This window comes from Bradyrhizobium sp. GW821-FHT13H05 (assembly GCF_058804065.1).
In genome coordinates this window covers 265,879-285,364 of the sequence record NZ_JBXAPO010000004.1, presented here as the reverse complement: position 1 = coordinate 285,364, position 19,486 = coordinate 265,879, and the positions used below count along the sequence as shown (strand labels likewise).

Genomic DNA, 19,486 nt, shown 5'->3' with positions numbered 1-19,486 from the left:
GAAAGGATTACGCAGATGAACTACCAGCCCCGCGGCATCAACGCCCTCCAGCGCCCGGCCTCGTATCAGAGCGAGATCGAGGCGGCCCAGGCGCTCCTCGAGACCAAGCCGACCTGGAACGGGGTGAGCGCCGAAGCCGTCGCGCGCATGCGCCTGCAGAACCGCTTCAAGACGGGTCTCGACATCGCCCGCTACACCGCGGCGCTGATGCGGTCCGACATGGCGGCCTATGACGCCGATCCCACCAAGTACACGCAGTCGCTGGGCTGCTGGCACGGCTTCATCGCCCAGCAGAAGCTGATCTCGATCAAGAAGCATTTCGGCGGCAAGACCGATCGCCGCTATCTCTATCTCTCCGGCTGGATGATCGCGGCGCTGCGCTCCGAGTTCGGACCGCTGCCCGACCAGTCGATGCACGAGAAGACCTCGGTGCCGGCGCTGATCGAGGAGCTCTACACCTTCCTGCGTCAGGCGGACTCGCGCGAGCTGAACGACATCTTCCGCAACCTCGACAAGGCGCGCAAGGAAGGCGACAAGACCCGGGAGAAGGAGCTGATCGAGAAGATCGACAACTTCCAGACCCACGTTGTCCCCGTCATCGCCGACATCGACGCCGGCTTCGGCAATGCGGAAGCGACCTATCTGCTCGCCAAGAAGATGATCGAGGCGGGCGCCTGCGCGCTCCAGATCGAGAACCAGGTCTCGGACGAGAAGCAGTGCGGCCACCAGGACGGCAAGGTCACCGTGCCGCATGAGGTGTTCCTGGCGAAGATCCGGGCCTGCCGCCACGCGTTCCTCGAGCTCGGTATCGAAGACGGCGTCGTCGTGACCCGTACCGACTCGCTCGGCGCTGGCCTGACCCAGCAGATCGCCGTCAGCCACAAGCCGGGTGATATCGGCGATCAGTACAACAGCTTCCTCGATTGCGAGGAAGTGACGGCGGACAACGCCCGCAACGGCGACGTCATCATCAACCGCAACGGCAAGATGATGCGTCCGAAGCGGCTGCCATCGAACCTCTACCAGTTCCGCGCTGGTACGGGCGAAGACCGCTGCGTGCTCGACAGCATCACCTCGCTCCAGAACGGCGCCGACCTGCTCTGGATCGAGACCGAGAAGCCGCATATCGAGCAGATCGCGAAGATGGTCGACCGCATCCGCAAGGTCGTCCCGAACGCCAAGCTCGCCTACAACAACTCGCCGTCGTTCAACTGGACCCTCAACTTCCGTTGGCAGGTCTACGACGCAATGAAGGAAGCCGGCAAGGATGTCAGCAAGTACAACCGCGCCGAGCTGATGAAGGTGGAATATGACGAGACGCCGCTGGCGATCGAAGCCGACGAGCGCATCCGTACCTTCCAGGCGGATTCGGCCAAGCGTGCCGGCATCTTCCACCACCTGATCACGTTGCCGACCTATCACACGGCGGCGCTCTCGACCGACAATCTCGCACGCGAGTATTTCGGCGAGCAGGGCATGCTGGGCTACGTCAAGAACGTCCAGCGCGCGGAGATCCGTCAGGGTATCGCCTGCGCCAAACATCAGAACATGGCCGGCTCCGACATCGGCGACGACCACAAGGAATACTTCGCCGGCGAGGCTGCCCTGAAGGCGGGCGGCGCCCACAACACCATGAACCAGTTCGGCTAACGCATCACGCGCTTCGACAGGAGACTGACAATGACCAGCAGCAATTTCTGGGTGATCGGCGGCGAGTTCGGCTCGATGAACTTCCACAAGCTCGTGGAAGGCTCGGCCCAGGTGCAGGGTCCGTTCAAGACCCGCAAGGAAGCCGAGGATGCCTGGCGCTCGGTTTCGGAGGAGAACCGCCACAAGGCCGGCGTCCGCTTCTCGATCGTGGAAGAGCCGTCGCGGGTCTCGGCCTGAGGGTCTTACCTGCCGGCCTGAACTAAGAAGACGTCCAAGGACGGAGGGTCCCATCCGGCGCAAGCCGGGTGGGATCGTCTGTTTTTGGCACAGGCGAGCCGGCTGTGGGCTGGTTAAGTCTCTGGAATTGTGGACCCTTTGCGGACCGTTTGGTTGCTGATAGGTTAACTTCAGCAAGTGAGGACGAGGCCGACAATGTCAGAGCCCGAGACCAGCGGTATCAATCCCAGCCAGCCGCGCACGGTGCGGCTGCGCGACGCGCTGCTGCGCGCGCGGATCGAGGCCGCCGACCGGACCGGCGTGGTCGTCGACCTCAGGGACGCCGAGGTGGCGCGGCTCGAGATCCTCAACGACGCGCTCGATCCGCTGTTCGCTCAGGTGCCCGACCAGATCGACCTGTTCGACCGCGGCATCAGCCAGGGCGATACGCCCAGGCTCTGGATCGACGTGGTCGCGCACATCATCATGGGGCGCGACAAGCGGCTGTATCGCTTCGTCCAGGACACCCGCTTCGGCCGCATCGTGCTCGCCGAATCGCACGACATTCCGGTGATCGTCGAGGCCGTCACCAACTACGTCGCCCGCCGCATGATCGAGCGCGAGCATGCGATGGTCGTCCTGCCGGAGCCGCAAGCCCCGGCCGCCGCGCCGCCGCGCCGCTCGCGGTTCTGGCCGTTCGTGTTCGGCTTTGTGCTCGGCGCCGCCGCCTTGTTCGGTCTGGCCGTGCTGGCGGCCCTGCGGAGCTGGTGAATTTCTCTCCGTCGTCATTGCGAGCGCAGCGAAGCAATCCAGGAATCTTTCCGCGCAGGCAGTCTGGATTGGTTCGCTGCGCTCGCAATGACGGCGTGCGACTAAATCAACCTCGCATGCTTGATCTGCCGGATCTGAAATCCGGACCCCAGTCCCCGCACCGTCTGCTCGCAGCGCCAGCCGGCATTGTCCTTCTCGATCGTGAACAGATTATACGCCGCTGCCGGATAGCGCCCGTGCGCGAGCGCGGAGGCCGACGGCACGCCGATCGCGGGGATATTGCCATTGGGGCCCTCGAACCACATCGTCGAATGAATGTGGTCGTGTCCATGCAGGATCAGCTCCACGCCGTGGCGTTTGAGCAGCGCCAACAAATCCGCGGCGTCGGTCATCCGCTTCTGGCGCGCGTCAGACTTCAGCGGATGATGCACCAGCAGCACGCGGAAGACGTCTTCGGCGGCGAGCTGGTCGAGCACCTGTTCGAGGGAGGCGAGCTGATCGTGCCCCAGCGTGCCCGTTGCCATCAGCGGCAAGGTCGGCAGCGCCGTCGACAGGCTGATCAGCGCGAGCGGTCCGCGCCGGCGCACGCCGGGAAAGCCGATGCTGCCGTCATCGCTCGCAAGATAGGGCGCAAAGGTCTCGCCGAAGCGATGAAAGGTGGCGCGGACATAAGCGTCGTGATTGCCGGGAATCGCGGTGACGCGGTCGGGCGGGCCGACGCCGTCGAGCCAGGCGCGGGCCGGGGCGAACTCCGCCTCCAGCGCCAGATTGACGAGATCGCCCGTCACTGCGATGTGGTCGGGCGCCTGCGCCTTGACGTCGGCGACGAGTGCATCGAGCACCTCGCGGCGCTGGTATTTGTGGCGGTTGCGCGTCCAGTTGACATAGCCGAGCGCGCGCTTGCCCGCGAGCTCGATCAGCCGCGGCTTCGGCAGCGGCGGCAGATGCGGGTCGGACAGATGGGCGAGCGTGAAGGGAGCCAAGGAAGATGTCATCGCGCGCGATTGCCTCGCTATTGCTCCGCTGTAATGGCAAGGTCGCAGGCAAGGCGCAAGCGCAGCCTCGCGAGGAGTGTCAAGGAAGCCTGATGGGAGATCGTCTGAACCGCGTCCGACGGAAATTCGAGCCGCTGCTGCGGCGGATCTTCCACGCCTATTTCCTGCTGGTGCGCGGCATGACCCTCGGTGTCCGCGCCGTGGTGCTGGATGCCGACAACAGGGTGTTCCTGGTCCGGCACAGCTACGTCACCGGCTGGTACCTGCCCGGCGGCGGCGTCGATCTCGGCGAGACCATGGAGCAGGCGATGCGGCGCGAGCTCAAGGAGGAGGGCGATATCGACCTCACCGGCGAGGCCGTGCTGCACGGCATCTTCCTCAACAGCCACGTCTCCCGCCGCGACCATGTCGCGGTCTACGTCGTCAGGCAGTTCAGGCAGGATCGCGTCCCTGAGCCCAACCACGAGATCGCCGAATGCGGGTTCTTCGCGATCACCGCATTGCCCGAGGGCACCACACACGGCACGCGGCAAAGAATAGCCGAAGTGCTGGACGGCAAGCCACCGATCGCGACGTGGCGTTGAAGTGACTTGGCGTTAAAGTGACCTGGCGTTGAAGTGATCTGGCGTTGAGCGCTCAGCCGCCCGACGGGCTGCCTTCTTTCGCCTTCAGCTCCAGCGCCAGCAGGCTCTGCTCCTGGATCAACGCGCAGTTCTGCCGTTCCAGCCGGTGCAGCCGCGCCGTCATGTTATGCATGAAGGCGAACACCACCAGGAACAGCGCGCCGAACATCACGACGAACGGAAACACGACGCCGGTCAAATGGCTGACGAGATAGGCCAGCTTCGGAAACAGCGTGAATCCCGCGGGTATGATCGCCACCATGGACAGCATCAGGAAATCATAGAGATCGAACTTGCCCTGCAACGTCTTCTTCAGCAGCACGAGCATGTAGATCAACGCGAAGGCGGAGATGACGATAATCGTCTCTGCGCTTGGATTGACGTTTCTCACAGGCGCCTCCTCAAAATGGTCGACGAGATGATGAAGCCGCAGATCGGGGCGGTGGGCGTCATGGCGATCTCACCAGACGTGCGAGCAGGATGTAGCCGAGCACGCGGACCATGTAGCTCGCCGACTTCAGCCCGTCGATCGAGCTCACGCCGGTCTCGCGTGCCCGCATCTCGACCGGGACCTCGCTCACCGTGAGGCCTGCGCGCATCGCCCAGGCCAGCGAGATCGGCTCCGGAAAATCCGTCGGGTACGCTTTGGCGAAGAAGGCGATGGCGGAGCGGTCGAGCAGTCGCATGCCGCTGGTCGGATCGGTGATGCGACCGCCTGAGAACAGGCTGTTGAGCGCGAGCACGATCAGCCTGATGCCGGCGCGCCGCATCCGCGTCGAGCAGAAGCCGGCATAGTCGATGAAGCGGCTGCCGATGGTGATGTTGGCAGGGTGCTTGCGATAGGCGTTCAGGAGCGTCTCGATCGCGCGCGGATCGTGCTGCCCGTCGCCGTCGATCTGGATGCAGAAGTCGAAGTCGTGACGCGCCGCGTATTTGATGCCGGTCTGCACGGCGCCGCCGATGCCGATATTCTGCGCGAGGCGGGCGACGGGCGAGTGGCAGCTTGCAATCGCGGACGTCGCGTCCGACGAGCCGTCGTCGACGACCAGGGTGTGGTAGTGACAGCCCGTCGCCGCGATCTCGCCGAGCAGGCCGCCGATCGAAGCCTCCTCGTTGAAGCAGGGAATGACGAGCAGAATCCGCGGCGCGCCTGCGTGCGGTGCGGCACTGCAAATGCCGGTCGAACCCAATTCCATATTGGTCACGGCCGCCTCGCCCCCGAGATCCCAGCCTTGCTATACTTGCCGCAGCTTTTCCTGTACAGGCGACAGAGCCCATTTCAAGCTGTGGCGGCTCGCCCGGCAGGCACCCATGAGAGCTATTAAGGTATTTTTTTCGCTTTTGTTTCTGGCAGTTCTGGCCAGCAATATTCGCCTGATCTCGCACTGGAGCGAGAGCCGCGGCGTCTATGACGACATCTGCTATCTCAGGCAGGCACACCTGTTCCAGCGCTTCGGCTGGCAGGGGCTCGACACCAGCCTGGCCCGTGAAACCGACGGCTATCTTGCGGGCAAGTTGCGCAGCATCGATTTTCCGAACTGGAACGACCCGACCCGCGCGCCCTGCCACACCCAGACCTCCGACGCCGGCAAATGGGTGATGACGCCGCCGCCGGGCACCGGCTTCGTGCTGGCGCTGTTTCCGGAGGGCTTCCAGGTCATTCCGCTCTACGTGCTGGCCAATGTGATCATCGCCGGCTTTGCGTTCTACGGGCTGTGGCGGTCGCGGGAGTCCGGGTCGGTGACGGTTGCCGCCGTGTTCGGCGCGCTCGCGATCTACTTCATGATCAATCCGGCCAAGGCGAGCTATTCGATGGCGCCGACCATGGTCGTCTGCGCGCTAACGGGCCTGTTCACCGCAAGGCTGTTCGTCGGCGATAACAGGCGCCTGCTGATGATCGCGGCGGTCGGCATTCTGCTCGGCCTGTCCGCGAGCTTTCGGATCGCGAACGTGGTTCTGTCGGCCGGCTATTTCCTGTTCTTCGGATTGTCGTTCCTGGTCTGGCGCAGCCGCGAGACCTTCGCCTCAAGCCTCGCGCTCGGCCTTGGTTTCCTCGTCGGAATGTTACCCGTGTTCGCGGCGAATCTGGTCAATTCGGGCAATCCGCTGGTCTCGGCCTATGGCGGCCAGGACACGGCGGCGCCGAGTCTCGACCCGGCGGTGCTGCTCGCCTATCTCCGCGACACCCAGTTCCCGTTGATGCTGATCGCCTGCGTCTGGACCGCGCTGCTGTGGCGTTTCGCGAACCATTCCGGGGTCAGGCAGCTGACGCTGCTGGTCGCCGCCAATCTTGCGCTGAATCTGGCGTTCTTCGCCACGCATCCGGTCTTCACACAGTATTACATCATCCCCATCCTGATGCTGTCGCTCTGGACCCTGCTGTTCGCGGCCGTTTTCACCCGCGGCCCGGCACGGGGTCTTGACGCCCACGAGGCCGATGGACCGCGGCCCCCCGAGGTGTTATCCCGCATCTCGCATTGGCGCGTTTTCTCGACGCGAACCTGAAACCACTTCGCTCGAAGACGCATGCTGACATGACCGATCTCTCGCTCAACATCCTGCCCGAAGCCGCCGGCGATGCCCAGGCGATCGAACGGCTGCACGAACGCACCTTCGGCCCCGGCCGCTTCGTGCTCAGCGCCTACCGGATCCGCGAACACGTCGACCATCTGCTCGACGTTTCCTTCACCGCGCGCATCGGCACGCTGCTGGTCGGCTCGGTCAGGCAATTGCCTGTTATGATCGGCGACACCAAGGCGCTGATGCTCGGGCCGCTCACCGTCGAGCCGCCGTTCCGCAGTCGCGGCATTGGCCGTCTCCTGATGGAGCGTGCGCTGAAGGGCGCCAAGGAGGAAGGTCACCGCCTGGTGCTGCTGGTCGGCGACGAGCCTTATTATAGCCGCGTCGGCTTCAAGCAGGTCGCCAAGGGCCGCGTCACGATGCCGGGCCCGGTCGATGCCGCCCGCATCCTGGTGTTCGAGCTCGTCGACGGCGCCTTCGAGGGCGTGTCGGGGCCGGTTGGCCCGGACTGGAGCAAGGCGCGCGGGTAGAGGCAAGCCCGTAGCCTGGACGGAGTATCGAGCATGCAAGTTCGTCCCGCCGACCCCGCTGAGATCGATCATCTCGCGCAGCTGTGGCACGATGCCTGGCATGGATCGCACGCGCATCTTGCGCCGCCCGAACTTGTCCGGCTCCGCACCCTCGCAAACTTTCGCGATCGGCTGGCAGTCATGCTTGTCGATGTCTGCGTCGTCGGCCCGGCCGGCGCACCGCTCGGCCTGTGCGTCCTCAAGGGCGACGAACTGTACCAGCTGTTCGTGTCGCCAAAGGCGCATGGGACGGGGGTGGCTGCGGCGCTGATCGCTGATGCCGAGGCCCGTCTCGCCGCGCGCGGCGTGGAGCTGGCGTGGCTAGCCTGCGCGGTCGGCAACATGCGCGCTGCGCGGTTCTACGAGAAGAGCGGCTGGCGCAACGCCGGCACCTTCGTGATGTTGTCGGAGACCTCGAACGGGCCCTTCCCCGTAGATCAGTGGCGCTTCGAGAAGCAGCTTACGACTGCGGCGTGAGCATGCCCGCGCTCCATCCTTCGTCATTGCGAGCGTAGCGAAGCAATCCAGAATCTTTCCACGGAGGCGGCCTGGATTGCTTCGCTGCGCTCGCAATGACGGTGCAGAGGTCGCCATCCGGGCCACAACGCCTTGCGTATCCCTGGACGCCGCGCCTGTTCTTTTCCAATTCTTTTGTCTCTTCGCACGAAAAGTTTTGCGGTTTGCTTGCATCGGCTCGCCAGCGCAGCTCCAGACGATATTGTCTCACAGGCAACACATGTTGCTTCACTGACGGGGATGACGGCCGCGCAATAAAACCTGACGATGTGCACGGCCGTGTGGCTCTGCGAAGGCTATGTGGCCCTGACGCAGCAAGGCGTGCGCAAGCATTTCGTCCAGGATATTCCGACCGATGTCGAGCGGGACTCAGCCAGTCGAATGAGCGCCGAGACGCTGGTGCTCCAGAGCTCGCACGTGCCGATGCTCTCGCAGCCCGAGGCCGTCGCGGAGTTCATCGCAACGGCCGCTGCGTCGGCTGGATAGTCAGGGGTTCTGTCGGGCTGGCCGCAAATAATGTTTGCGACCAGCTATTCCTGCGACAAAATCTGTGTCAGCGTGTGGTTCATATTTTTACAATCTGGGATTATGGCCCATGCTCCGTCGTGCATTTCTTGCAGCGGCAGCGCTGCTTTTGACCGGACGCTTCTCGCTCGCGCAAACGCGCCCCTCCGGAGAACGAACGGTTCCTCAGGTTCTCGATGTCCAGGGGTTGATCACCCGGACACTGCGCGTCGCGACGAGCGTCGAGGCGGAGGCCGAGCAATTGCTCAGGCGAGCGGCCGCAGATGCGTTCCAGAAGATCGAAGTGCCGAACGTGCCGCTGAAGAATCTCGCCCCGGAGCGTTTCCCCGATCTGTTTACCGGGCAGGGGAATCTATCGGTCCTTCTGTTGACGGTTCTGCAGACCGCGAAGACGGCAGGTGGCCAGATCGTCGTCACGCGCCAGGCGGTCGAGCAGTCCCTGAAGGAGTATTGCCCCCTCTATCCATTCTGCTGAGACACGTTCATGGACCAGGCGACGATTACCCTGGAAGCAACCAAGCTGGCGGTCGGCCTCGCCAAGGACCTCAGCGTACAGTTGCTGACGCTCTCGTCCGCGTTGATCGGCCTCACCGTCGTCCTCGTCAAGGATGTGAAGAAGTCACACAACGGATTTGAGCTGCTTCTCGTCATATTGGTGTTGGTCACATACATCGCGTCGATCATCTGCGGAATTTACGCGATCATGAAGCTGATCGGTGCGCTGGCGCCCATCGGTGGGACCGCGGTGCTTGGCGTTGACGCGGCACGGCCTGCGGCCGGTTGGCAGGTCATCACGTTTGTTCTGGCGACTGTCCTGCTCTCAGCCTATGGCGTCGTTGCCTTCGTGACCTTCTGGTGGAGAGGCGAGCCGACCAAGCCCGGCTCTTAGCCTTGGCGATCGCGGCGCTAGGCGCCGTGCCGGGGCCCTCAGGCCCCGACACGCGCAATGCTAGAACTTGAAGTTCGCGAACGCGCGCACGCCGATGCCGGGCATCAGCACCTCGTCCTTGGTGTAGGACACCGAGTTGCGGATGTTCTCGTTGAGGAGGTTGTTGCCGACGATGCCGGTCGTCACCTCGCGCGCACCGAACCAGTTGCGGTCGAGCTTGGTCTTGTAGCTGACCTCGGCCTTCAGCAGATTGTAGCCTGATGTTGCCGTCTCCGCGATCACGGCGACGTTGTTCTGTGCGAAGGCGTGCAACAGATTGACGCGCATCAGCCAGTTGTCGTCGCGCCAGAACACGCCGCCGCCCAGCCGCACCGGCGGAATCCGCGGCACGTTGGTGCCGTCGGTGAAGGTCGCGCGGACCACGTCGAGCTGGTTCTCGATGCCCCAGATGCCGCCCTGGAACGCGCCGACATCGAGCTGCGACTGGAATTCGCCGCCGCGGAAGTTGGCGTCCCGTTGCGAATAGACCGCCTGGTTGACCTCGGCACCGGGCGTGCCGCACGAGGCAAAGTCGTCGTCGCACATCACGCCCGTGAGGCGGCGATAGATGAAGTTGTTGAAGTGCGTGTAGTAGACGGTCGCCTCGAACCGGAACGGCCCGGTCGCCTTGCGCACGCCTGCTTCGACCGACTTCGCGGTCTCGATCGTCAGGTTCGGATTGCCAATGTCGAAGGTCGCGGTCGCATCATGCGCGCCGCGCGAGAACAGCTCGGCCGCCTTCGGCGCGCGCTCGACATATTGCGCGGTGATGCTGCCGACCATGCCGCCCGGCAGGTCCTGCAACAGGCCGATGCTGCCGCTCTTCGGCGTAAAGGACGGATTGCGCGCGATCGCCGCCTGCGGCGTGCCGTCGGGCAGATAGTCTGTCGGGAAGTCCGGCGTCGTGCCGTGCAGCTCGACATGCTCGATGCGGCCGGCGATCTGCGCCCGGGTCTGTTCGGTGAACTTGAACTCGTTGAAGGCATAGCCGGCAACGCGGGTGCTGTTGTTGGGGTCCCACAGGCCGTTGAACAGCGTGCCGGGATTGTCCGGGCTCGGCGCGCTCAGCTCCTGATGGCCGACCTGGAAGCCCAGCGCCGTCGTCACCTCGGCGAAGCGGGCGTTGAACGGCATCAGCTGCACCTCGGTGCGGATCTCCTGCTCCTTGTTGGTGAAGGTCTGCCGCACGCCGTCGCTGGTGGGATCGGCGGGATCGGCAAGCCCGATCTCGTTGTGCCGGTAGTCGGTCGCGCCGGCCCAGAAGCGGACGGTGTCGATCGCGGCCGCATCGGGATGGTACTCGCCCTTGACGTTGATCTTGGTCTGGTGGCCGTCGATCCGCGTCTGGTGGTCGGCGCCGTCGATGCCGGGGATGTGGTAGAGCGCGTCGTTCTGCGTGATCGACGCGCCGATATAGCCGCCCTGGAAGAAGTAGGAGCCGCCGATCGAGGCGCCGTCCGAACGTGTCGCCGAGTTCGGCTGGCGGCCGTTCACGGGGCGCGACTGGTCGTTCAGATAGGGATAGCTCGGGATGCTGTAGTCCGAGGTGGTGCGGCCATAGGCATCGGCATGGAAGGCAAAATTGCCGCCGCCGGTGTCGAGCAGCACGCCGCTCTCGACGCCGCGATCGACCGAGCTGAACGCGGTGCGCGTCTCGGCGGTGACGCAAGGCGAGGTCTCGGCGGTCGCCAACGGGGCCTTGGTCGGCAGGCCGTAGGTCTGGAACGACGGGGCGCAGCTCGGCAGCGCATCCGGAATCCGGTTGTTGGTGGCGCTGACGACGCCGCCGATCGAGGTCGAGCCGTAGCGGAGCGCGGCCGGCCCGCGCACCACCTCGACCTGGTTGGTGGCGAGCGGATCGATCGGGACGAAATGGTCCTCGCCGAGGTCGGACGCACCGCCCGCATTGGTGCCGTTCTCGACGATGCCGACGCGGTTGACGTCGAGACCCCGGATGATCGGCCGGCTGGAGGCGCCCGGCGCGAAGCTCGAGCCGGTGATGCCGGGCTTGGAGAACAGGAGATCGCCGAGCTGGCCGCCGCCCTCGCGGCGGATCTCCTCGTTCGGCACCACCGTGACGGTGGCGAACTGGTTGGTGACGACAGGCAGCACGCCCCGCTGGGGCGCGGCGGCTGGCGCAGGAGATGCCGGCGCGGCGTCGGCCGTGCGTTCGTGGCTGCGCACCCGCGCGGTTCGTGTGCTGCGGCCCGCGTTATGGGACGGCACCACCCTGCGCACGATGGGGCTCGGGGCCGTCACGGTGACGGGAGGCAGCTCGGTCGACGGTTTGTCCTGTGCCGGCGCTTGTGCCGGCGCTTGTGCGGACGTTTGCGCCAGCGCGGATGTGGCGGCGGCGCCGAGCAGGAGCAGGCTCGCTCCGGCGAGACGCTGCACGCGTCGCAATTCAAATGACATGGTCCTGATTCCAGCCAGGCGCCGTCCGAATGATTGTCTGATGATCGGAGGCGGCCTGCCGTCGCAACGCGACGGAATTCGACTTCAACGGGTCCCGGGCATTCGAGCCCAGGTGCGATCAAACGTTGGAGGTCAGGACGCGGGAGGGGCGCGGGGCTGGAACGCCGTGCCGGCCGATTTCAGATGGACGAATTCGGCATCGGTGGTGAGCTGGAGCAGCTCGATCGCCTGCGGCAGCTGCAGGAGAGGCGGCGTCGCTGATACGACGGTGCCTGCCATCGCGACCAATGCGCAGATTGCGCAATTGTCCTCACCCGGCTGCTCCCGATCAGGGCTCGCAGGTGATTGCTTCTGAACCGCTGCACGGTCGGCTGAAGCGATCCCCTTGCTGCTGTCCGTCTGCTGGAGCGAGGATTGGGCGAACGGGGTCGCCTGCGCGAACCAGTGGCTATGGCCGAAGGTCAGCGCGAACTGCACCAGCATCGCGAACATCGCGAGCCGGGCGCCGTGCCTGATATTCGACCGGAACCACTTCATCTGGAAACGCCACCCCACATCGCGAGGCGCCGATCCCCTCGGCTTCCTGCGATGTTATAATGTAACATCGCAGGAACGGTCAGCTGATGTCAACGACGGTCAGGCGATCTCGCGCGGGTGGCCGCGCGATGTGTCGTTCGGGCAACTAGAGTGGGATGAGCTTTGGTTGAATGGTGCGCGACCGGAAGTCGAAACACCTCTCCCCGCTGGGGAGAGGTGACCCCGGACAGCCGATCGAACCTGGCGCTTCACCGCCCCTCCCGCACCCAGGTCGCCGCGAACGCACCCAGCAGCAGCAACAGGCCGATCAGGCCGGCGAAGATCGGCAGCACGCCGACGCCCTTCACCACGCTGGCGTCGCGCATCCGCACGCCCATCCAGCCATCGCCGGCGAAGATGCTCGCCGAGCGCACCGGCACGATGCGCGGCAGCTCGACGCTGGCACCGTCGACCACGCGCACCGCGTTGCCGCCGGTCGCCTGCGTCAGCGGCTTCAGGGTTTCGGTGGTGGAGGTGACCTCCGAAAACTCCTTCGGATTGGTCGGGCCGACATTGATCAGCGCCTTCAGCGTGCCGTCGGTGGCCTGCCACAGGCCGAGTTCGCTCGCCGGCAGGCTGGCGCGCCACTCGCCGGGATCGCCGGCGCTGAGCGTCAGATCACGCGACACGCCCGACGGCGAGGTCACGCTCACCGGCTGGACGCTGTCCGACATGGTCTGGCGCACCACGACCAGATCCTTGCCCTGCACCTGGAGGCGCAGCGCTTCCTCGTCGAGGTCGGGCTGCTTCATCAGCCAGTGCGACATCCGCCTGAGCAAATCGAGATGCGGGCCGCCGCCTTCATAACCGCGCGCCCACAGCCAGATGTGGTCGGAGAGCAAGAGCGCGACGCGTCCCTCGCCAAAGCGCGACAGGAACAGCAGCGGCTTGCCGTCGAGGCCCGTCATGACAGGCGGGTTGACGGCATTGCGGGTGTCGACGGTGCGGAAGAAACGGCTCCAGTGCGGCGGCTCGAAGGCTGAGCCTTCCAGGCCGCGCGTGACCGGATGACGTTTGCCGATGTCGGACAGATGCGCGTAGAACGGTTTTTCGCTCACGCCCACAGGCTCCGCCGGCAGCACCGAATCCAGCGGCGTGCGCCAGATGCTGGTGTTGGAGGCATAGTCCGGACCGGCCGAGACCAGCACCGCGCCGCCCGCGCGCACGTAGCGCGCGATGTTGTCGAAATAGGCGATCGGCAGCACGCCCTGGCGGGCGTAGCGGTCGAAGATGATCAGCTGGAATTCGTTGATCTTCTGCTGGAACAGCTCACGGGTCGGAAACGCGATCAGCGACAATTCGTTGATCGGCGTGCCGTCCTGCTTCTCCGGCGGACGCAGAATGGTGAAGTGCACGAGGTCGACGCTGGCATCGGACTTGAGCAGATTGCGCCAGGTGCGCTCGCCGGAATGCGGCTCGCCCGAGACCAGCAGCACGCGCAGCTTGTCGCGCACGCCGTCGATGGCGACGACGGCGCGGTTGTTGACCGGCGTCAGCTCCTTCTCGAGCGGCGAGGCCTCGATCTCGACGATGTTCGGGCCGGCATGCTTGATCTCGACGTCGACGCTCGCGGTCTGGCCGCTCGAGAGCGTGCGCTCGTTGATGGGCTCGCCGTCGCGGCGAACCGTGACCTTGGCGCGCTCGCCGGTGACGCCCTGGTCGTCGAGACGGTAGGTGATGGTCTGGTTCTGCCCGACGATGCCGAAGCGCGGCGCCGCCGTGATTGCGATGCGGCGGTCGCGCTCGTCCTTCTGACCGGTGATCAGCGCGTGCACCGGCGCCTGGAAGCCGAGCCCGGCGGCGTTGGCCGGAATGTCGTGGACACGGCCGTCGGTGATCAGGAACGCGCCGGCGACGCGGTCGACCGGCACGTCCGCCAACGCCGAGGCGAGCGCGCCGAACAGTTTGGTGCCGTCGGTCTCGCCGTCGGCCTGTCCGGCATCGACGACGCGGACTTCCAGGCCCTTGATCTTCTTCAGGCTGTCGACCAGCGCTTCCTGCGCCTGGGCGGCCTCACGATTGCGGTTGCCGAAATTCTGGCTCGGGCTCTTGTCGACGACGATGGCCGCGACCGAAGTGAGGGGATCGCGGTCCTCGCGGGTAAAGGAGGGATTGGCGAGCGCCAGCAGGAACAGCGCCAGCGCCGCCACGCGCACGGCAGCACCGCGCGCCCGCGCCACCAGCAGCACGATCGCGATGATGACGATCGCGGCCAGCGCCAGCCACAGGACGATCGCGGGAACAAGCGGCGTGAACGCGATGCCGTAATTCATATCGATCCTATTGCCCCAGCCGTTCGATTAGGGCCGGTGCGTGCACCTGGTCGGCCTTGTAGTTGCCGGTCAGCGTGTACATGACGATGTTGGCGCCGGCGCGATAGGCGAATTCGCGCTGGCGGTTGTCGCCGCCGGCCACCGGCAGCATGTACTGTCCGTCGGGTCGCACGGCCCAGGCGCCGGCAAGATCATTCGAGGTGATGATGATCGGCGAGACGCCGTCGCCGCCGCGGGCCGGCCGCTGCGCGCTGTCGTCGTCCTCATCGCGCGGCAGGCTCTCGACCCAGGTCTGGCCGGTGTTGAAGCGGCCGGGGAAGTCGCGCAGCAAGTAGAAGGTCTTGGTCAGCACGTGCTCGCGCGGCACCGGTTCGAGCTCGGGCACGTCGAGCGAGGACAGGATCTCGCGGAGCGTCTGCATGCCCGGCGTCTGCGCTGCGCCGTTCTCGCCGGGCGGCGCCTCGATGGCGTCGCGGGTGTCGAACAGCACGGTGCCGCCCTGCTTCATATAGGCCTCGATCCTGTTGATGGCGTCCTGCGGCGGCTTGGGCGCGCCGGGCACGATCGGCCAATAGATCAGCGGGAAGAAGGCGAGCTCGTCGCGCGCGGGATCGATGCCGACGGGATCGCCGGCCTCGAGCGCGGTGCGCTGCGCCAGGAACAGCGTCAGTCCTGACAGGCCGGCCTTGACGATGGAATCGACGTCGGCATTGCCGGTCACGACATAGGCGAGGCGAGTCTGCGATACCGCTTTCATCGCGAACTCGTCCGCGGCGCTGTCGGCGCGCGCGGGCGTCGGCGACAGCACCGAAAGGCCCGCAAGCGCGAGGCCCAGCACGATCATCGCGGTCGCGGCGCGGCGGCGCAGCAGCGCGGCGATGCCGCCGCCGAGCACCGCGACAATGATGGCGTCGACCAGGAACAGCGCGAGCGCGGTCGAGAGCAGCCAGCCGCGCAGGTCGCGCGGTTCGGCATTGGTGTAGGTGGCGTGCCGGGCGCGCAGGCTCGCGGTGTTCAGGGCTGCGATGCGGTCGGCGCTGGCAAGCGTGTTCACGGCGAGCGGTCCTTCTGCCGGACCATAGAAGCCGGGTGGATGATCTGACGTGGCGCGGTCGCGATAATCGGCCGGCAGCGGCTTTGCGGTCGCCGGCGGCGGACCGAAGGCGCCGAAACCGTCGAGGATGTGCAGCGGCGCCACCGTCTCTGCGGTTGCCTCGGTTGCAACGCCGGCACCGGGCTTGGCGGTGTAGCCGGACATGTCGACGACCCGCCGCAGCATTTCGACGAAGGTGCCCGACATCGGCAGATCCGACCAGCGCATGTCGGCGCTGACGTGGAACAGGCTGACGATGCCCTTGCCGCGATGCTCGCCGGTGACCAGCGGCGTGCCGTCTTCCAGCGAGGCCCAGCTCTTGGTGGCGAGCACGGCGTCGGGCTCGGCGAGAACCTGACGGCTGATGGTGACGTCCTTGGGCACCGCCACGCCGGCAAACGGACCGTCGGCGGTGAAGGAGGCGAGGTGCTGCGGCTTCTCCCAGGTCAGGCTGCCGCCGAGCGTGCGGCCGCCCTTGCGCAGCTTGACCGGCACGAGATCGTCTTCGGCCTGCGCCAGGCGGGGCCCTGCGAACCGCACCAGCACGCCGCCCTGGTCGACCCAGGCATTGAGGCGCTCGCGGATTTCGGGCGCGATGGTGCCGACATCGGCGAGGATGATCATCGGCAGCTTCTGGTCGAGGAATTGCGTGATGCCCTGCTGCGGCGAGCCCTTGTCGGCGAGCCGCACGTCGGCGAACGGCGCCAGCGCGCGGGTGAGATAGAAGGTCGGCGCCAGCAGCGGCTGCGCGGTCTCACTGGTCGTGCCGGTGACGATGCCGATGGCGCGGCGGCGCCAGCGCTTGTCGAGCAGCTGCACCGCGCCGGCGGAGCGCTCGCCCGTGATCTCGAGCCGCGTGATGTCGTTGCGCAGCTCGACCGGCAGGTCGAACGAGGCCTCGGTTTCCTTGTCCTGCGGGCCGAACGAATAGCGCGCTTCGGCGATCGGGGACGTCTTCTGGTCCAGCGCGCGGACGGTGCCGACCGCGATGCCGCTGTCGGTGCGGAGCACCTTCACCGTCATCTTGGCAGCCGCATTCTCGGCCGCGACCAGCGCCAGCGGCGAGGAGGTGCCGCCTTCGAAGATGGTCAGGCTGCGCTCGCCGATGGTCTTGCCGAGGGCCTGCACGAAGTCCTCGCCGCGGCCGGTGTCGACGCCATCGGACAGCCAGGCGATCTCGCAATCGCCGGTGGCTTTCAGGAAGCGATCGACCGCAGCAAGTGTGTCGACGCGGTCGATCGAATAGGGCTTTGGCGTGATCTGGCGCAGCGCAACGCGCGCGGCGCCCGCCGGCATCAGGGTGATGTCGCGGTTCGGCTCGGACAGCGGCACCAGCGCGATCGCGCGGCGGTCGTTGTCGGCGTTGGCGATCAGCTCGTCGGCGGCTCTGATCCTGACATCCCAGTTTGAGGCCGCGCTCCAGCCGTCGTCGAGCATGATCATCAGCGGCGCGTTGCTGCCGGCGAGACCGGTCTGGGGATTCCAGATCGGGCCGGCGGCGGCGAAAATGACGAGGGCCGCGGCCAGAAGGCGAAGCGCCGTCAGCCACCATGGCGTCCGCGAAGGCGTCTCTTCGCGCGGCGCGATGTCGAACAACAGGCGCGTCGGCGGAAACTCGATCCGGCGCGGCCGCGGCGGCGTCACGCGGAGCAGCCACCACAGCACCGGCAAGCTGACAAGGCCGATCAGGAGCAGCGGTTCGGTGAAGGCGAGCGGCAATCCCATCATGCGGCCGGCCCCGCCTTGATCGTGGTGGTGCGTGCGCCTGACTTGCTCACCTGCATGCCGGCATGCAGGAACAGCAGCAATTCGGCGGCGGAGCGATCGGTCGCATGGGTCGTGAACAGCCAGTCGAGCTTGCTTGTCTCCGCACGGATCTGGTCGCGGTGCAGCGCCAGCCGCGCGGTATAGTCCTGCGCCCAGCTTTCGGCGCGGCCGGCGGTGATCACGCCAAAACCCTCGGGCTCGACGAACTCGACGCGGCCGGAATAGGGGAATGATTCTTCGGCGGGATCGACGACCTGCACCATGGTGCCATGCGCGCCGGAGCCGGACAGCCCTGCGAGCGTGGTCCTGATCTCCGCGATCGGCGACCAGAAATCCGACAGCACGATGATCTCGGCGAGCGCGGAAGGCACGAAGGACGGCGGCAGGCTCAGCCGGTCGGCATCGTCATGCAGCATCGCCTGCGCCATCTTGTCGATGACGCTGCGGCTCGCAGTCGGCGCCATCAGCCCGGGAATGCCGACGCGCTCGCCGCCGGAGACCAGCAGCTCGGCCAGTGCGAAGGCGACGATCAGCGTGCGTTCGAGCTTGGACTCGCGCGCGGTCTTCGAGGCGAATGCCATCGAGGGCGAACGGTCGGGCCAGATCCAGACCGTGTGCGAGGCCTCCCATTCGAGTTCGCGGACATAGAGATGGTCGTCGCGCGCCGAGCGCCGCCAGTCGACATTTTGCGCCGGCTCGCCGGAGACGAAGCGGCGGTATTGCCAGAAATTTTCGCCGGAGCCGGCGCGGCGCCTTCCGTGCAGACCGTGGATGACGTTGGCGGCGATGCGGCGGGCCTCGAGCACCAGGCGCGGCAAGGAAGCTGCGAGCGTTCGGCTTTCGCCATCGGCACGTCGGACCGCCAGTGTCTCCTTCGCTGCGTGCCCGGTCTCTGCGGCCATCAACCGATCCGTGTCTTGAGTTGCTTGATCACGTCCGGAATCGTGCGGCCCTCGGCGCGCGCCTGGAACGTCAGCGCCATGCGGTGCTTGAGAACGGGCTCGGCAAGGTCGAGCACGTCGTCGACCGACGGGGCGAGACGTCCGTCGATCAGCGCGCGGGCGCGCACCGCGAGCATCAAGGATTGACTGGCGCGCGGGCCGGGGCCCCAGGCGATGAACTTGCCGGCTTCGCCGCTCTCCTCACCCGGACGGGCCGAGCGGACCAGCGACAGGATCGCCTCCACCACGGAATCACCGACCGGCAGGCGGCGCACCAGCCGCTGCGCGGTGATCAGCGCATCTGCGGTCATCGAGCCCTTCGCCAGCGTTTCGTCGGCGCCGGTGGTTTCGAACAGGATGCGGCGCTCGGCGTCGCGATCGGGATAGTCGACATCGATCTCCATCAGGAAGCGGTCGAGCTGCGCTTCGGGCAGGGGATAGGTGCCTTCCTGCTCCAGCGGGTTTTGCGTCGCGAGCACGTGGAACGGTTTCGGCAGGTCATGACGCGCGCCGGCGACGGTGATGTGCTGCTCCTGCATCGCCTGGAGCAGCGCCGACTGCGTGCGCGGGCTGGCGCGGTTGATCTCGTCGGCCATCAGCAGCTGCGCGAACACGGGACCGGAGATGAAGCGGAAGGCGCGCTTGCCCGCGGTGCTCTCGTCCAGCACTTCGGCGCCGAGAATGTCGGACGGCATCAAATCGGGCGTGAACTGGATGCGCTTGGCGTCGAGACCGAGCGTGACGCCGAGCGTCTCGACCAGCTTGGTCTTGGCGAGGCCCGGCACGCCGATCAAGAGCGCATGGCCGCCGGAGAGGATGGTGACCAGCGTGTTCTCGATCACGCGGTCCTGGCCGAAGATGACGGAGGCGATCGCGTCTTTCGCCGCGCGAACCTGGGCTGACACCTGCTCGGCCGAACGGACGATTCCGTCCTCGAGTTTCTCGACACTCTCCGCCATCCGTTAGCTCCTTCAGCCTGCCACGCGGCTTTCCTGCGTCGTCAAATCATTGCATCACGTCATCACATGGGCCCTATGCTAGACTTGCAGGAAGGCCATGTATTCGTTGAATTAACCTATCCCCACCTTATCGGCTTAGGGTTATGTAG

At 66.0% G+C, this 19,486-nt stretch carries 19 protein-coding genes; 10 read left to right on the top strand and 9 right to left on the bottom strand.

The window, feature by feature from the left end; translation table 11 throughout:
* The first annotated feature begins 15 nt into the window (after positions 1-15).
* The 3 genes from AC1RR3_RS14665 (at position 16) to AC1RR3_RS14655 (ending at position 2,637) form a co-directional block, all read left to right on the top strand.
* Positions 16-1,650, top strand: a complete 1,635-nt coding sequence (locus AC1RR3_RS14665; protein ID WP_492823698.1) for an isocitrate lyase — start codon at positions 16-18, stop codon at positions 1,648-1,650.
* Positions 1,651-1,680: 30 nt separating this feature from the next.
* Complete coding sequence (locus tag AC1RR3_RS14660) at positions 1,681-1,887, top strand: DUF4170 domain-containing protein (protein ID WP_045005285.1); 207 nt, start codon at positions 1,681-1,683, stop codon at positions 1,885-1,887.
* Between the two features lie 195 nt (positions 1,888-2,082).
* On the top strand, positions 2,083-2,637 hold the full coding sequence (locus AC1RR3_RS14655; RefSeq protein WP_492823696.1) for a hypothetical protein: 555 nt from the start codon (positions 2,083-2,085) through the stop codon (positions 2,635-2,637).
* 101 nt (positions 2,638-2,738) lie between these two features.
* Here the strand turns inward: AC1RR3_RS14655 and AC1RR3_RS14650 are convergent, their stop codons facing one another.
* The gene (locus AC1RR3_RS14650) at positions 2,739-3,620 is read right to left on the bottom strand and encodes a metallophosphoesterase family protein (RefSeq protein ID WP_492824224.1); all 882 of its coding nucleotides are present in this window, start codon (positions 3,618-3,620) and stop codon (positions 2,739-2,741) included.
* Between the two features lie 104 nt (positions 3,621-3,724).
* On the opposite strand from AC1RR3_RS14650, the gene AC1RR3_RS14645 reads away from it, so the two are divergent.
* On the top strand, positions 3,725-4,216 hold the full coding sequence (locus tag AC1RR3_RS14645) for an NUDIX domain-containing protein (RefSeq protein ID WP_492823694.1): 492 nt from the start codon (positions 3,725-3,727) through the stop codon (positions 4,214-4,216).
* A 52-nt stretch (positions 4,217-4,268) separates the two neighbouring features.
* Here AC1RR3_RS14645 and AC1RR3_RS14640 read toward each other — a convergent pair whose 3' ends face one another.
* Positions 4,269-4,646 carry a DUF2304 domain-containing protein gene (locus AC1RR3_RS14640; protein WP_492823692.1) on the bottom strand — a complete coding sequence of 126 codons (378 nt, stop codon included), beginning with the start codon at positions 4,644-4,646 and terminating at the stop codon, positions 4,269-4,271.
* Between the two features lie 58 nt (positions 4,647-4,704).
* A complete protein-coding gene (locus AC1RR3_RS14635; RefSeq protein WP_492824223.1) occupies positions 4,705-5,451 on the bottom strand; it encodes a glycosyltransferase family 2 protein in 747 nt (248 codons plus the stop codon).
* A 115-nt stretch (positions 5,452-5,566) separates the two neighbouring features.
* Between AC1RR3_RS14635 and AC1RR3_RS14630 the strand changes: the two genes are divergently transcribed.
* From AC1RR3_RS14630 to AC1RR3_RS14605, 6 genes are all read left to right on the top strand, one after another.
* Entirely contained in the window at positions 5,567-6,760 is a 1,194-nt protein-coding gene (locus tag AC1RR3_RS14630; RefSeq protein ID WP_492823690.1) for a hypothetical protein, read from the top strand.
* 29 nt (positions 6,761-6,789) lie between these two features.
* The gene (locus AC1RR3_RS14625) at positions 6,790-7,305 is read left to right on the top strand and encodes a GNAT family N-acetyltransferase (protein ID WP_492823688.1); all 516 of its coding nucleotides are present in this window, start codon (positions 6,790-6,792) and stop codon (positions 7,303-7,305) included.
* A gap of 33 nt (positions 7,306-7,338) precedes the next feature.
* Positions 7,339-7,821 carry a GNAT family N-acetyltransferase gene (locus tag AC1RR3_RS14620; protein WP_492823686.1) on the top strand — a complete coding sequence of 161 codons (483 nt, stop codon included), beginning with the start codon at positions 7,339-7,341 and terminating at the stop codon, positions 7,819-7,821.
* Positions 7,822-8,127: 306 nt separating this feature from the next.
* A complete protein-coding gene (locus AC1RR3_RS14615) occupies positions 8,128-8,346 on the top strand; it encodes a hypothetical protein (protein ID WP_492823684.1) in 219 nt (72 codons plus the stop codon).
* Between the two features lie 109 nt (positions 8,347-8,455).
* Positions 8,456-8,860: a hypothetical protein gene (locus AC1RR3_RS14610; protein WP_492823682.1), complete on the top strand. Its 405-nt coding sequence runs from the start codon at positions 8,456-8,458 to the stop codon at positions 8,858-8,860.
* Between the two features lie 9 nt (positions 8,861-8,869).
* Positions 8,870-9,274 (top strand): hypothetical protein, encoded by a 405-nt coding sequence (locus tag AC1RR3_RS14605; RefSeq protein WP_492823680.1) that lies wholly within the window; start codon positions 8,870-8,872, stop codon positions 9,272-9,274.
* 60 nt (positions 9,275-9,334) lie between these two features.
* Here the strand turns inward: AC1RR3_RS14605 and AC1RR3_RS14600 are convergent, their stop codons facing one another.
* From AC1RR3_RS14600 to AC1RR3_RS14575, 6 genes are all read right to left on the bottom strand, one after another.
* On the bottom strand, positions 9,335-11,728 hold the full coding sequence (locus AC1RR3_RS14600) for a TonB-dependent receptor (RefSeq protein WP_492823678.1): 2,394 nt from the start codon (positions 11,726-11,728) through the stop codon (positions 9,335-9,337).
* A 132-nt stretch (positions 11,729-11,860) separates the two neighbouring features.
* Positions 11,861-12,265 carry a DUF2946 domain-containing protein gene (locus tag AC1RR3_RS14595; protein ID WP_492823676.1) on the bottom strand — a complete coding sequence of 135 codons (405 nt, stop codon included), beginning with the start codon at positions 12,263-12,265 and terminating at the stop codon, positions 11,861-11,863.
* A 248-nt stretch (positions 12,266-12,513) separates the two neighbouring features.
* Entirely contained in the window at positions 12,514-14,577 is a 2,064-nt protein-coding gene (locus AC1RR3_RS14590) for a hypothetical protein (protein WP_492823674.1), read from the bottom strand.
* A gap of 7 nt (positions 14,578-14,584) precedes the next feature.
* Positions 14,585-17,398: a DUF4159 domain-containing protein gene (locus AC1RR3_RS14585; RefSeq protein ID WP_492823672.1), complete on the bottom strand. Its 2,814-nt coding sequence runs from the start codon at positions 17,396-17,398 to the stop codon at positions 14,585-14,587.
* Positions 17,395-18,339 carry a DUF58 domain-containing protein gene (locus AC1RR3_RS14580; protein WP_492823670.1) on the bottom strand — a complete coding sequence of 315 codons (945 nt, stop codon included), beginning with the start codon at positions 18,337-18,339 and terminating at the stop codon, positions 17,395-17,397. The genes AC1RR3_RS14585 and AC1RR3_RS14580 overlap by 4 nt, the downstream gene beginning before the upstream one ends.
* Positions 18,339-19,337 carry an AAA family ATPase gene (locus AC1RR3_RS14575; RefSeq protein ID WP_492823668.1) on the bottom strand — a complete coding sequence of 333 codons (999 nt, stop codon included), beginning with the start codon at positions 19,335-19,337 and terminating at the stop codon, positions 18,339-18,341. The genes AC1RR3_RS14580 and AC1RR3_RS14575 overlap by 1 nt, the downstream gene beginning before the upstream one ends.
* Positions 19,338-19,486: the final 149 nt, after the last annotated feature.

Excerpts from the sequence above, each read along its gene's own strand:
- AC1RR3_RS14660 (WP_045005285.1), top strand. The coding sequence starts at position 1,681 with ATGACCAGCAGCAATTTCTGGGTGATCGGCGGCGAGTTCGGCTCGATG.
- AC1RR3_RS14665 (WP_492823698.1), top strand. The coding sequence starts at position 16 with ATGAACTACCAGCCCCGCGGCATCAACGCCCTCCAGCGCCCGGCCTCG.
- AC1RR3_RS14595 (WP_492823676.1), bottom strand. The coding sequence starts at position 12,265 with ATGAAGTGGTTCCGGTCGAATATCAGGCACGGCGCCCGGCTCGCGATG.
- AC1RR3_RS14615 (WP_492823684.1), top strand. The coding sequence starts at position 8,128 with ATGTGCACGGCCGTGTGGCTCTGCGAAGGCTATGTGGCCCTGACGCAG.
- AC1RR3_RS14590 (WP_492823674.1), bottom strand. The coding sequence starts at position 14,577 with ATGAATTACGGCATCGCGTTCACGCCGCTTGTTCCCGCGATCGTCCTG.
- AC1RR3_RS14605 (WP_492823680.1), top strand. The coding sequence starts at position 8,870 with ATGGACCAGGCGACGATTACCCTGGAAGCAACCAAGCTGGCGGTCGGC.
- AC1RR3_RS14655 (WP_492823696.1), top strand. The coding sequence starts at position 2,083 with ATGTCAGAGCCCGAGACCAGCGGTATCAATCCCAGCCAGCCGCGCACG.
- AC1RR3_RS14635 (WP_492824223.1), bottom strand. The coding sequence starts at position 5,451 with ATGGAATTGGGTTCGACCGGCATTTGCAGTGCCGCACCGCACGCAGGC.
- AC1RR3_RS14575 (WP_492823668.1), bottom strand. The coding sequence starts at position 19,337 with ATGGCGGAGAGTGTCGAGAAACTCGAGGACGGAATCGTCCGTTCGGCC.
- AC1RR3_RS14630 (WP_492823690.1), top strand. The coding sequence starts at position 5,567 with ATGAGAGCTATTAAGGTATTTTTTTCGCTTTTGTTTCTGGCAGTTCTG.
- AC1RR3_RS14585 (WP_492823672.1), bottom strand. The coding sequence starts at position 17,398 with ATGATGGGATTGCCGCTCGCCTTCACCGAACCGCTGCTCCTGATCGGC.
- AC1RR3_RS14645 (WP_492823694.1), top strand. The coding sequence starts at position 3,725 with ATGGGAGATCGTCTGAACCGCGTCCGACGGAAATTCGAGCCGCTGCTG.
- AC1RR3_RS14620 (WP_492823686.1), top strand. The coding sequence starts at position 7,339 with ATGCAAGTTCGTCCCGCCGACCCCGCTGAGATCGATCATCTCGCGCAG.
- AC1RR3_RS14625 (WP_492823688.1), top strand. The coding sequence starts at position 6,790 with ATGACCGATCTCTCGCTCAACATCCTGCCCGAAGCCGCCGGCGATGCC.
- AC1RR3_RS14610 (WP_492823682.1), top strand. The coding sequence starts at position 8,456 with ATGCTCCGTCGTGCATTTCTTGCAGCGGCAGCGCTGCTTTTGACCGGA.
- AC1RR3_RS14580 (WP_492823670.1), bottom strand. The coding sequence starts at position 18,339 with ATGGCCGCAGAGACCGGGCACGCAGCGAAGGAGACACTGGCGGTCCGA.
- AC1RR3_RS14600 (WP_492823678.1), bottom strand. The coding sequence starts at position 11,728 with ATGTCATTTGAATTGCGACGCGTGCAGCGTCTCGCCGGAGCGAGCCTG.